Source organism: Fibrivirga algicola (assembly GCF_011742925.1).
In the GTDB taxonomy this organism is placed as follows: domain Bacteria; phylum Bacteroidota; class Bacteroidia; order Cytophagales; family Spirosomataceae; genus Fibrella; species Fibrella algicola.
Genome location: NZ_WAEL01000003.1, coordinates 25163 through 37957, shown reverse-complemented (window position 1 = coordinate 37957; position 12795 = coordinate 25163). Strand labels below are relative to the sequence as shown.

The 12795-nt window shown below is 53.8% G+C and carries 7 protein-coding genes; 2 read left to right on the top strand and 5 right to left on the bottom strand.

Annotation, left to right across the window (positions count from 1 at the left end; all coding sequences use genetic code 11):
• Positions 1-7 precede the first annotated feature (7 nt).
• Entirely contained in the window at positions 8-1051 is a 1044-nt protein-coding gene (locus F7231_RS08695; protein WP_085410678.1) for an adenylate/guanylate cyclase domain-containing protein, read from the top strand.
• A gap of 12 nt (positions 1052-1063) precedes the next feature.
• Here F7231_RS08695 and F7231_RS08690 read toward each other — a convergent pair whose 3' ends face one another.
• The 3 genes from F7231_RS08690 to F7231_RS08680 form a co-directional block, all read right to left on the bottom strand.
• Positions 1064-2305, bottom strand: coding sequence for a BamA/TamA family outer membrane protein (locus tag F7231_RS08690; protein ID WP_166691638.1), 1242 nt, complete (start codon positions 2303-2305; stop codon positions 1064-1066).
• A gap of 124 nt (positions 2306-2429) precedes the next feature.
• The gene (locus F7231_RS08685) at positions 2430-3824 is read right to left on the bottom strand and encodes a thioredoxin family protein (RefSeq protein WP_166691637.1); all 1395 of its coding nucleotides are present in this window, start codon (positions 3822-3824) and stop codon (positions 2430-2432) included.
• A gap of 105 nt (positions 3825-3929) precedes the next feature.
• Positions 3930-5279 (bottom strand): thioredoxin family protein, encoded by a 1350-nt coding sequence (locus F7231_RS08680; protein ID WP_166691636.1) that lies wholly within the window; start codon positions 5277-5279, stop codon positions 3930-3932.
• Between the two features lie 290 nt (positions 5280-5569).
• Between F7231_RS08680 and F7231_RS08675 the strand changes: the two genes are divergently transcribed.
• Positions 5570-7438 (top strand): ABC transporter ATP-binding protein, encoded by a 1869-nt coding sequence (locus tag F7231_RS08675; protein ID WP_085410674.1) that lies wholly within the window; start codon positions 5570-5572, stop codon positions 7436-7438.
• A 34-nt stretch (positions 7439-7472) separates the two neighbouring features.
• On the opposite strand, the gene F7231_RS08670 is transcribed toward F7231_RS08675, so the two are convergent.
• Positions 7473-9824: a T9SS type B sorting domain-containing protein gene (locus tag F7231_RS08670; RefSeq protein WP_166691635.1), complete on the bottom strand. Its 2352-nt coding sequence runs from the start codon at positions 9822-9824 to the stop codon at positions 7473-7475.
• A gap of 202 nt (positions 9825-10026) precedes the next feature.
• Complete coding sequence (locus F7231_RS08665) at positions 10027-12600, bottom strand: TonB-dependent receptor (RefSeq protein WP_085410672.1); 2574 nt, start codon at positions 12598-12600, stop codon at positions 10027-10029.
• Positions 12601-12795: the final 195 nt, after the last annotated feature.

Below are 12795 nucleotides of genomic sequence, written 5' to 3'. Positions count from 1 at the left end.
CTGCTGCATGAAAGCAAAAATCCTTGTCGTTGATGATGAACCCGATCTCGAGCTGCTGATCAAGCAGAAATTTCGGAAGCAGATTCGTGAACAGAAATACGAGTTTTCGTTTGCCCATAATGGCAATGAGGCCATGGCTGTACTGCAACGTGAACCCGACATTGACGTAGTACTGGCTGATATCAATATGCCCGAAATGGACGGGCTGACGCTGCTGGTCAAAATGGCGGAATTCAACCCTATTTTGAAAGCAGTAATGGTGTCAGCGTATGGCGATATGGAGAATATCAGGATGGCCATGAACCGGGGTGCCTACGATTTCGTCTGCAAGCCCGTTAATTTTGAAGACCTTGAATTGACCATGTTGAAGACCATTCAGCATGTAAGTGACCTGCGGCAGACCGTGCAGGCGGTGAAAGAGAACAACATCCTCCGCATGTACGTAGACGAAAGTGTGTTGAAGTTCATGACCAAATCAGGTTTTGAGCAATCGCTGACCGCCTCTGAAACCACCACCGCCACCATCCTGTTTGTCGATATCTGTAGCTTCACCGCCATCGCAGAGCGTGAAACGGCAGCTACTGTAGTTAGCTTGATCAACAAGTATTTTGATGTGATGGTGAAGGAAATCCTGGGCCAGGGTGGGTACGTCGATAAGTTCATGGGTGATGCTGTTATGGCCGTTTTCCAGGGCGAATACCACCTCGACCGGGCCATTGAAACCAGCCTGGCTATCCGCGCCCAAATTCAGAACATCCAGGAAGAGTTGTCAGGGAAACCGTATCAGCCCGAAGTGTCGATTGGGATTAATAGCGGCGAAGTGGTGTCAGGAAATATCGGTTCGGTAGCGTTGCGCCGCCTCGACTACACCGTGATTGGCGACGTGGTAAACACAGCCTCCCGTCTCCAATCAACTGCGCAAGCAGGGCAGATTCTGATCACCGAAGTGTGCTACGAAAAAGTGAAAGAGTCGTTCCAGTGCGAAAGCGTGGGCGAGCACAAACTCAAGAATAAGCAGGCCCCCGCCCGCCTCTGGAACGTGATGGCGTAGGTACGTACCTGCTCAGAACACCTCATTCAGGTTAAAATACAACCCTTTTGATCCGCCCGCGCCGAAGCCATAATCGATGGCTAAATTGGTGCGGGCGTTTTTGTTGACTTTTACCCGTAGGCCGCCGCCAACGCCGGGCCACACGTGCAGTTGATGAGCCAGTGTGTTGGTTTCGAAACCCGCTGGCGCGTTGTCGGGCCACGGGCCGATCGTTTGGGCGTTAGCGAAGAAGACCGCCCCCAGTAAGCCATTCGCCAGTAGCTGAGTGCGGTATTCAGCCTCGGCGTAATGGATCGATGGACCACGAAGCCGCCCCATCGCATAGCCGCGGCCTGTGTTGTTGTACGTGTCCCAACCCGTCGAGGGTAAGTCCAGATAAGGGGCGTTTCCTCCGAAAGTGACCCAATTGAAGCTCCAGAGCGCTACCTGCTTTTCCAGTCGTCCGCCCAGCGGAATGTATTTTCGGTAGTCGACATACACCGCCTGGTACGTAGTTGTGTTGCCCAACTCATGAGGATACACTCGATACTGAGCCAGCAGGTACGACCCGCCTTCGGGGTTGTTGGGGTTGTTGCGTCGGTCGCGCAGTATGCCGCCTACCAGACCCGACGATGTAGACTGCCGGTTCAACCCGTACCGGGCAAAATCAGTGACAAGCCCGTTCGGCTGGGGGTTCAGGACATCGAAATGGCGATCGAGCATGTAGCCGATCCCCACCATGTAATCGCTGGAGATGGCTTTGTACACTGTTTGGTGCAACCGGACATGATTGTAATCGACATCGCTGGCGTTGGCTAGCTGCGAGTAGTTGCCGAGCCCGTAGGTTGTTGTAGGAAAATTATAAAAGCGCCAGTCCAATTGTATATTGAATCGGTGCTCTTTAGTCCAGAGGTTACCCAGCGCTGTCGCCAACACCTGATTGAACTGCGAGTAACCACCATATAGATGAACCGTCGACAGGCGGGTACGTGGTGTATCTTTCGGATAGAACGAGGAGGTAAGAATAACCCCGGCGGCAATACCCGTAGCTGGCTGGTAGTTTAGCGAAGGCAAGACGGCCCACTGCGGTTTGGTGCCCAGTCCGGCATCAGATGTGGGGGACAGCGATAGGTTGAACCACTTTTTGGCCAGGTCATAGGCGTCAACCTGTGCCGGGCGATTCAGACTGTCAGCATCAGCTTGAGCCTGCACAGCTGCGCCTGGTAGCAGCAATAAACCCAGAAAAGAAAGACTGTAACGTAATGGTAGACTCATTCAGTGTAGCGGATAGTCAACTTGGTTAACTATCCGCTACGCCAAACGGTTCGTTACCGTTTCACAGATTGTATAAGCGGTGGTTGAGCGTCCGCAAAACGAGTATGGGTAATCAGGTACGTTGCTACTTCTTTAGAGCAGCCAGCGTTTTTTCGTAATCGGCGGTGTCTTCACCGGCTGCCTTTGCTTTAGCCAGTGCTTCTTCTTCGTATTTAATGGCCTCAGCCTTACGCCCTAGCTTGCCTAATAACTGGGCGTAAGTATCCAGAAGCATATGTGAACGATCAAGCTCGAGCGACCGCCCCGACCAGGCTAATGCGTTCTTTAAGTCGGAGGGGTCGGTCATTGTTTCAAAGTAAGACCAGGCCAGGCTGTTCAGTTTGTTCGCCATCTGCTGGGTCTCAATAGTCTTCATCACCGTTGCGTACCGCACAAAATTTGGACTCTTCTTTATCGAATCCGGTACCACTTCTGATTCCTTCATGAAACGTTGGTACGAAGCGGCGTCCTTAGCGCGCAATGAGTCATTAGAAATAGCCAGCAAGTCGTTGCCCGTTTTGGTTGTCAACTCACGGTATTTGGCCACATTTTTAGTGCGCTTGTAGAATGCAGTACGAATATCATTGGCCATCGCTTTTTGATCGAGATCCGATACAGGCCTGATCGACAACATGGTGTTCATGTTTTGTCGATTGTTGATCAATTGGTCCAGTTCAGCTTCTGTTTTTGCCTGCCGTTCGTCCCGTTGTATCGCTGTGCCGGTTGCTTGCATAACCGTCCGAAAGCGCATCATCTGGTCTTTGTTTTCGCGCAGCTCTTTAGCCACTTTAAGCAAGGCATAAAAGGCTTTCGATTTCGATGTGGTCAGGTTACCACTCAGCACATCAATATTGTCGGTCGTTGTCCAGTCCGATTCGGGGATAAGGGTTAGGTAGGTTTCCAGCGCCTGGGCGTTGGGCATACCTAGTTTAGCCCGTTTTACCAGGTACGTTTTCATAAACTCAGCGTCGCGCCGTCCGCCCTCATATTGCTTCTCCATCACCGACAGTGGGTTGGGGTCGTTGGCCGCGACGATGGCTTTGTCGGCTTCGTCCATAAGTCCTTTGATGCCCACATAACCAATAGCCCGATGAATAAGCTCGCCGCTCGCTGATACGTAGAGTGATGTTGGGTAGGCGGTGACGACATATTTTTTGGCCAGTTCAATACCTTCGCCTTTCTCCGCGTCGATCTGGTAGCTGATGAAGTTGGCGTTAAATTTCTCACCCACTTTGGCATCAGGAAACGCTTGTTTTGCCATCAGTTTGCAAGGGCCGCACCAGTCGGTGTAAATGTCGACAAAGACGGGTTTGTTCTGCTTTTTGGCTTCGGCCAGTACGTCTTTCCAGGAGCCGGTGAAAAATCGGATGCCAATCGGGTCCTCAGTAGCGGGTGCACTGGCGTAGGTCAGTCTGGCGGCGAGCACAACGGCAAGTAACGCAACTAGCCGGACGTGGCGGAGCGAAAATAGGGCTTTCATAACTGAAACGAGTTTAGATGAATACGCTTGAACAAGGTACCAATTGACGCTAACTAATGCTGTAGTTGATGGGGTTACTTTTTTAAGCGGTCGTTGCCAGGGCCATTACCGCATCAAGTCAGACAGCGTTTTCTCATAAGGGGCTGTTGGTTCACCGGCAGTTTTGGCTTGCTCGATAGCGCGTTGTTCGGTTTGTACAGCCTCTGCTTTACGCCCCAGCTTGCCCAACAATTGTGCGTGCGTATCCATATACACATAGACTGGCATAAGCTCGAGCGTACGTTCAGACCAGACCAATGCCTGTTTCAGATCAGCAGGAGAGGTCATTATCAGCAGGTAGTCGCTTGTGATTTTATGCAGTCCACTGGCAACATACCCCGACTGAGGTCCATACTGGGCTAGTTTCGCTGCTTCCCTTTTCAGTGAAGCGGGTACGAGTTTGGCGCGCTTTTCGTCCTGGGCTGCCGAAGAAATATCAGCCGCCCGAAGTGAGTCGATCGATTTTGCCATCAGCTGCTTAGCTATGGGCGAGGCGATTTTTTGGTACCCGTCCTGGTCTTTTGTGCGCTTGTAGAAGTCCATCCAGATCCGGTTGGCCAGAAACGCTTTATTATCGGCTCTTAGCGGTCCTAGGGAGCGTTCACGGAGGGCAATAGCTTCCGCTACCTCTGCCTTTGTTGTGGCGCGTTCCAGTTCATCGGTCGTTACCCGGTTTACCATCTCTATAATGGCCCAGCGAGTACTGGCCTTTGATTGATCGGTGTGAAGTCCGTCGACCAAATTCAGCAGCCAGTTGAATGTGGGCGCTGTTGACGTCGTATTATTTCTGGTCATCAACCTGATGTTTTCGGTCGACCCCCAGTCTCTTGCCGGAATCCGGGCCATGTAAATCTCCAGCGCTTCGGGAGCGGGCTGGCCCATTCGGGTGTGTTGCATCAGGTACGTTCGCAGAAACTGCGTGTCGCGGCGGCCGTTTTTATAGTCAGTCTCCAGGGCCGAAAGTTGGGCTGAGTTCTCCGCCGCTTTGATGCCCTTATCTGCATCGGCTAGCAGGGCGGCAACATCGTCGTAGCCGGAGGAGCGGTAAACCAGCGTGCCGTCTGGCGAGAGGTAGAGTAGCGTGGGCACGGCCGTAATGGCATATCGGTTTCGAAGCATCGGGCCCTCGCCCTGTTCCATATCGATGTGGTAATTGATAAAATTCTCATTGAATTTGCGGGCTACCTCCGGGTTCGGAAAGGCCTGTTGTTCCATTTGCCGACACGGACCGCACCAAACCGTGTGCACTTCGACGAAAATGGGCTTTTCCTGCTTTTGGGCTTCGGCCAGCAGTTCTTTCCACGTACCAGTAAAAAACTGAACACTCGTCGGCGATTGCCTGCAACCTGCCAGGCTGATAACGAGAATGAGGCTCCACATGAACGCTAGCCGGGCGAAGGCGAATTGTTTTTTCATACCAGTGAGTTTGCGCTGTTGATTCGCTATGATGCCAGGAGGCTCCATGTTCCATAATTGGCTGACTATAATTGTGTAAGTGGTTATGTTGTAGGCAACCAGAGCGAAGATGAAACGCCCTGACACAAGGCACCCGCAACGGCAGATCAGTCTACAGACACCGGTTCACTGGCGTATTCGCTACACAAGTGTGGTACAACTTACCTGGATCGGCTGCTCCAGGTGCGGCTGGTTAAACCAGTAGAAAACGGGGGTGAACCAATACCGGACTGGCCTTGTCTTTTTTATAGATGATACCAACAACTACTGCCCCATCGGGCCGCCCGACTGGCGCCGGGCCGACGGACAAAAAAGAAGATATTTCGTGGCGTGAACGCTTTGCAGCACTGGGCAACCTGCCGGCCTTTTTCAGGCTTGTGTGGCAAACGTCGCCTGCGCTGTTTGTAGGTAACGCACTGCTGCGCCTGATTCAGGCGGCTATTCCGGCCCTGTCGCTCTACGTGGGCAAATTGATTATCGATCAGGTGGTAAATCTGACCAAAGTAGCAGGCACCGGTGACACAACGTACCTATGGGAACTGGTGGCGGCCGAATTTGCGCTGGCCATTATCTCAACGGCTATTGGTCGGGCGGTGTCGTTGATGGACGGATTGCTGGGCGATAAATTTGCCAATGCTACTTCGGTCCGGATCATGGAACACGCTGCCGAGCTGGACCTGGAGCAGTTTGAAGATGCCACTTTTTACGACAAACTCGAACGGGCCCGCCGACAGACCACCGGCCGTACGGTGCTGCTGTCGGGCGTTTTTGGGCAGGTACAGCAAGTTATTTCCATTGGTTTTCTGGCGGTCGGCCTGGCCGTATACAACCCCTGGCTGTTGCTGCTGATTGCTATTGCCGTGACGCCTTCATTCATCGGTGACAATTATTTCAACCGAAAAAGCTATTCGTTATCAAGAAGTTGGACGCCTGAACGCCGTGAGCTTGATTACCTCAGGTACGTTGGTGCCAGCGACGAGACGGCCAAGGAGGTGAAGATATTCGGTCTGTCGAACTTTCTTGTCGATCGGTTCCGCACGCTGTCGAACGAATACCTGAAAAAGAATCAGGCCATTGCTATTAGCCGGGCGGGCTGGGGTACGTTGCTCACGGCGTTGGGCACGGCGGGTTATTACGGGGCTTATGTCTGGATTGTGCAACGGGCCGTTACAGGGCAAATCTCGCTGGGTGACCTTACGTTTCTGGCGGGTTCGTTCCGGCAGGTGCGTGGTTCGCTGGAAGGCATTCTGCTCCAGTTCAGCAGCCTGACGCAGGAAGCCATCTACCTGCAGGATCTGTTCGACTACTTCGCCATTCAACCGGCCATTCATTCGCCCAAAACGCCGCTGCCGTTTCCCCGGCCGATTCGCGACGGGTTTACCTTCGAGAATGTAGGCTTCAAATACACCAACTCCGATCGCTGGGCATTGCGTGGGTTGTCGTTTACGCTGAATATGGGTGAGAAACTGGCACTGGTGGGCGAGAACGGAGCCGGTAAAACTACGCTTGTGAAGCTGCTGGCCCGCCTCTATGACCCCGCCGAAGGCCGTATTCTGCTCGATGGGTACGACCTGCGCGAGTACGACCTTGCCGATCTACGACAAAACATCGGTGTTATTTTTCAGGATTATATCCGCTTTAAGATGTCGGCGGGAACAAACATTGCGGTGGGCGACATCGACGAGCGAACCAATCAACCGCGCATCGAGGTATCGGCGCAGCGGAGTCTGGCCGATTCAGTAATCGCCAAGCTGTCGGGCGGGTACCAGCAACAATTGGGTAAGAGTTTCAATAAGGGCGTTGAACTGTCGGGCGGTGAATGGCAGAAGGTGGCGCTGGGTCGGGCTTATATGCGCGATGCGCAGCTGATCATTCTGGACGAACCCACCGCTGCTCTTGATGCCCGAGCCGAATACGATGTGTTTCAGCGGTTCGCCGATTTAACGCGGGGTAAGGCGTCAGTCATCATTTCGCACCGCTTTAGCACCGTCCGGATGGCCGACCGAATTCTGGTGCTGGACGGCGGAAAGCTGCTCGAAATAGGGTCGCACGAGCAATTGCTGGCTCAGAAAGGGCGCTATGCCGAACTGTTTGCACTACAGGCGCGGGGGTATCAGTAAAGTAAGGGCTGCCCGGTTCTTCTACAATGTTCGCTCATCGCATAAGCAGCAAACGGCCTTTCAGGGCAGGGAGCCTCGGGTCGGGGCGAATGATGTAGGTATACACGCCATCAGGTACGTCGCTACCGTCCAGCCGACCATCAAAGACCGGTTGATCGGTCCCCTGAGCGTGGAAAATGACGGTTCCCCAGCGATTGAAGACTGTAACGTCGGCGAATGGATAGGCCTCAATATTGGTCAGCTGCCAGCGGTCGTTCATGTTATCACCGTTGGGGGTGAATGCGTCGGGTACGTAGAGGCGGTCAACGACATCGATTTGGATCGAGTCGGTGGCCGAACACCGCCCGTCATTGGCAATACGCAGTGTATAAGTGATGCTCTTCTGAATGGATTCTATCTCGGCCTCGGCCGTTGTTGTGCGTTTCAGGTACGTACCCGGCGACCAGACAAACTGAGTTGGCCCGCCAGTTAACGTCGGCGATAAGGTCAGCGAGTTACCCCTGAAGGTCAATAAACCGTCGGCCAGATCAATGGTCGGAATCGGATATACGATTGCCCGCCGGGTGGCCACGACCGGACTGCATTCGGGGGCGGGCCGAACAATGTACGCAACGGTATGCTGCCCGATGCCGGCACTGGCGGGCGAGAATACGCCGGCCCCTACACCTGTACCGTCGTAGATACCGCCAGCCGGGCTACCCCGTAGCTGCTGGGCGGTGGCTGTCGTGCCACAAAATGGAGGCAGGCTGTCGAGGGTGGGTCTGACAGGTGGCACGGCGCTCAGGGAAAGGGGAGATGCGGTGCCTTTGCACCCGTTTGTATCCGTAGCCGTGAGGCTGTAAGTACCGGTCAGCTGGGTTGAGTAGCGGTCACCTGCTTCGCCGGAGATTAGTGAGCCGTTTCGCGCCCAAGCGTAGAGAATGCCGCCGTTACCGATGAGTAATACAGGGTCAGTAGGGCAAATCCGGTTGAATCCGCTGCCCGTTTCAAGGGTAGCCAACACGGCTGGTGCACGGGCTAGCCTAACCTGATCGCTTTTGACCTGGCAGCCCAGCGTAACGTGGGTGAGCAGGGCCTGAAAAACCCCCGGCTGGTTCGTGACGAGCGAATCCCTGGTTTCGCCCGGAACAAGTTGTCCATCACGGAGCCATTCATAGCGCACGTCGGGTACGTACGACAGGTGTAGACTGGCCGAACCATCGGTAGCGCACAACTGTCCTTTGGGTGTCAGGATGGGAGCGGTGTTCAGCGAGTTGATGGTCAGGCTCTGGGCGCTGCCTACCTGCGTGCAGGCATTTTTCAGCGAAACGCGCACGGTGTATTCGCCCTGTTCCTGAACAATCAGGCTGTTATTAGTCGCGTCGGCAAGGTTTACGCCGTTACGCTGCCACTGGTAGTTCCAGTCGGGGTTCAACGACGAAACCAGCGTGGCCGATTCGCCGGGGCAGAGTGTAGCCTTGGTTGCCGTAACCGGCTGTCCCTGGATCTGAGCGGTTGGGTCCGGTTTTTGGGCAGATGGGCAGTCGACGACCAGCAACTGAAAATCACGTCGTACCTCGCCAATCTTCTGCCCGTTTCGGTATTCATCCACGCGAATGGCAAATACGAATAACCCAACCTGAGACGCTGTAACGGAAAGTTGGCCGGTTTGTGCGTTGATGTGGAGCGACGGGCTTCCCGGAATGGCATTATCGGCCGAGAAACCCGAAGCAAACGATACATTTGGATAAGGCCCTGCCGCAACGGCATTGTTGTTCCGGGGTGTAAGCGGAATCGACATACTATATCGCAACTCGTCGCCGTCGGGGTCAGTACCGCCAAACGCATACGTAAACGCCTCACCCCGGCACACATACTCACCGTTGACCGGTACAAATTCGGGCGATGAATTATTGATGTACTTGCCGGTAGTAGTCAGCGGCGGGAACTCCATATAAAAGGTGAAACCAGTCTGCTGAGGATTGATGATGTTATCGATACCTCCGTTTCTGTTGCGGGTTTGGTACGAAATGTAATAGCCTTCTGAGTCGGTATATTGCGACGGAGCCAACTGAACATCGACGCTGAACGTAGCCGTAATAAACCGCAGATTTCGTTGCGTTGCACAAAAAGCGTTGGCGTAAATAATAGATGATCGCCGACCTGTTTCGTAAGCGGTATACGTGGCCATTTGGCTATTATCCCGTTTGCGATAAATGCCCAGTGGAGCAAAGGTAACGGCGGCTGCCCGGCTGTTGTCTTCGAGGTAATTGGTAACCGTAATGATAAAATGGCCGGGTACGTCGCCAACGGCGCGCATCTCGATCTGGCCGCCAACCTGGTGAGTAGCCCAGGCAGCCAGTGGCAGCAGCAACGACAAAAAAAGACTGTAGAACAATCTGGCCATAGGCTAGTAAGTCAGCTACCCCATTAAGTTACTCGAATTTGCCTAAGCGGGTAAACGCTTTGTATGTCAATGTACTACAATACCAGTAAAGGCTACCTGTTGTTCTGAAAAGACGGAGTAAATAGGGTATAAAACATTCGACCCCGCTTCGGCACAAAAGGGGCCGGGCGGGGTCGATAAGGAGGGATAGAAAAGAATAAGGCTACTGGCCCATGTCGTCTTCCTGACTAGGTCCGTTGTTTTTCTTCCGTTTGCGGGGTTCGAAGGTCATTTTACCGATGCGGTAGTTCAACGTCAGCTTAATATTCTGGTTGTACCGGCGGGTAACGCTTTCCTGCTGTAGCGTCGGTGACGAGAACGTAGAGGTCATCTGTACACCACCCAGGAAGTTTTCGGTTGCCAGACCGATGCTACCCTGCTTGTTAGCGAAGTCTTTCCGTACACCCAGCGAATACATGTACATACCGCCCTGCTGCCCCTGCAGCTGCACCCGTGGGCCGCTGACGAAGCTGTTGGCCTGCATGCCCCAGCCTTTACCCAGAATGAGTTGTGTCATCAGACGTCCACCCAGTACAAAGCCCGAGTTCTTTTGTGTAATCGACCGACCGTCGAGGCCAGCTACCTGGCCTTCCATGCTCCGGTAGTACATATCCACGCCGCCGTTGATGCTCCATTTGGCGGTAAGTTGTACGTTGGCAAACACGTTGCTGCCGACTGTTTGCTCCAGACCAACGTTGCCGTATGTAGTCACGATACCGCCGGGAATAGAATCGGATGGGAGGCGGATCTGATTGATGGCGTTGGTACTCTGGCGACCAAATACGCTTGCATTCAGGTACACTTTCTTGATCGTCGTGCTCAGGCTAAGCTCCAGGTTGTCCGTTAATTCCGGGCTGAGCAAGGGATTCCCTACGTTGATATCCTGCGGGTTGGCCGCGTTTACGTTCGGGTTCAGTTGCTGTAGACCCGGACGTTGAATACGCCGGTTGTAGGCGGCTTTTAACGTCGTGTTCGCGCTTACTGGCTTCGACAGGTTGATGCTTGGTACTAGGTTGCCGTAGGCCGGAATGGCGAGCCGTTTGCCATCGCTGCCAAATGCATCAATATCCGTGTGCTCGTAACGTACCCCTGCTTTTACCGTGTATTTGCTGCGGCTGGCGTAGGTATAGGAGAAATAACCGGCTTCAACGGCCTGCTGGTAATTGAGTGAGCCGGCCGGGTTGTTCAATACCGGGATGAATACATCGCTGTTGCCCGTAGCGGCCAGGTACTCAAACTCACTGTCGACCTGACGAATGGTGGCTTTACCGCCCATCTCCAACAGTTGACGAGTTCCCAGTGGGGTTTGGTAATCGGCCTGGAACACCATTTCCTTGTTGGTGTTGTCATTCAGGTTTCGCTGTCTACGCAGAATTTCGTTGCCGCTGTTCAGGAAGTTGGCCGTGAAGTTATTAGTTACGTCGGCCGTGCTAAACTGTACGGACAGGCTCAGCTCCTGCTGCGGTTTGTACGTATGCAGGAAATCCAGGTTAGCGTCGATGCTGCTCGACAGGTTTTTGCTTGATACATCGCGGTTGGTGCGGTTCATGTACACGTTGTTCAGGTACATGTCGGTGAGCTGATTCTGATCCTGCACGAAATTCCGGGTGCCAAAACGGAGGCTGGCCGAAATCGATTCGTTTGGTTTCAGGTCGTAATCACCACCCAGCGAATAAGAACCAAACAGAGGGCGGTCATTGGCGCTGCCCTGCTGTATGGTACGTTGCAGGCCCGCTGAGGTCAGCGTCGTCTGGTCAAGCGTCGATGAGGCCCGGTTGTACATAGCCCGTCCGTAGGCACCCAGCGTGAGGCCAAGTTTACCCTGCCGGTATGATCCGTTCAGCCCCAGGTTCGACCCCCGGGTGCCGCCCCCGACGTCGCCGGTAAGGGTGAGGCCGCGTAGCGTATTTTTCTTGGTAACGATGTTGATGATACCAGCCGATCCTTCTGCATCATACTTGGCTGAAGGGCTCGTAATTACCTCGACACTTTTGATCAGGTCGGCGGGTAGTTGCTTGAGGGCGTCGGCTACGCTGGCCGCCACGATCGTGCTGGGTTTGTTATTGATGAGTACGCGAATATTGCTGCTGCCACGGAGGCTCACGTTGCCATCGAGATCGATCGAAAGCATGGGCACCTTCCGGAGAATATCGGCTGCGTCGCCACCCCGTGCGGTCAGGTCTTTTTCGGCATTGTACACCAGGCGATCCACTTTTTCTTCAATCATGGCGCGCTGGCCCGTTACTGTCACTTCACCCAGCAGCCGCACGTCGGGAGCCAGCACCACCGATCCTAAATTCAGGTCGGCATTTTTGGCCAGTTTGATCGGAGCTGAGTTGCGCGTCTGGTAACCAATAAATGAATACTGTAATTTGAACTCGCCTTCGGGCAAATTCTTCAGCGTGAACTTACCGCGACCATCGCTGATGGCACCATCAACAGGCTTACCGGTTGTAGCGTTGATCAGGGCTATGGTGGCATATTCAACGGGTTGGCCGGTAGTGGAGTCGGTTAGTACGCCGCTCACTTTACCTGAGCCCTTCGGTGCTTCCGGAGTGTCGGCACCCGGTACAAATTCTTTCTTTTTACGGTCGTCCTGCTGTCCGCGCTGGCCTCCTCCCCAGCCACCCATACCGCCGCCCATGCCGCCGCCACCCGGTGGGCCGAACTGGGCATTTGATAGCGTTGGGAGCGAAAGGATCCCGAGAAGTAAGAGAGAATGTATAAAACGATTCATAGTCAACGTATTGTGTAATTGATGCAACAAAGGTTGCTACACGAATTGACTACAAAAAAGGAGTGTAGAGACAAAGCCGTATTGTGCCGACAAGACAAACGAACACCCAGCCCTGCCCTGCAATGTACTGTAGTAACCAGATTGCGGCCCATTGCACCCCATTTCGCGGGAGCGCAACCGTGGGTGAGGTACGTC

What these genes read in the sequence shown, in the direction of transcription:
- F7231_RS08680 (WP_166691636.1), bottom strand. Translation starts at nt 5,279, where the DNA reads ATGAAAAAACAATTCGCCTTCGCCCGGCTAGCGTTCATGTGGAGCCTC.
- F7231_RS08675 (WP_085410674.1), top strand. Translation starts at nt 5,570, where the DNA reads ATGATACCAACAACTACTGCCCCATCGGGCCGCCCGACTGGCGCCGGG.
- F7231_RS08685 (WP_166691637.1), bottom strand. Translation starts at nt 3,824, where the DNA reads ATGAAAGCCCTATTTTCGCTCCGCCACGTCCGGCTAGTTGCGTTACTT.
- F7231_RS08670 (WP_166691635.1), bottom strand. Translation starts at nt 9,824, where the DNA reads ATGGCCAGATTGTTCTACAGTCTTTTTTTGTCGTTGCTGCTGCCACTG.
- F7231_RS08665 (WP_085410672.1), bottom strand. Translation starts at nt 12,600, where the DNA reads ATGAATCGTTTTATACATTCTCTCTTACTTCTCGGGATCCTTTCGCTC.
- F7231_RS08695 (WP_085410678.1), top strand. Translation starts at nt 8, where the DNA reads ATGAAAGCAAAAATCCTTGTCGTTGATGATGAACCCGATCTCGAGCTG.
- F7231_RS08690 (WP_166691638.1), bottom strand. Translation starts at nt 2,305, where the DNA reads ATGAGTCTACCATTACGTTACAGTCTTTCTTTTCTGGGTTTATTGCTG.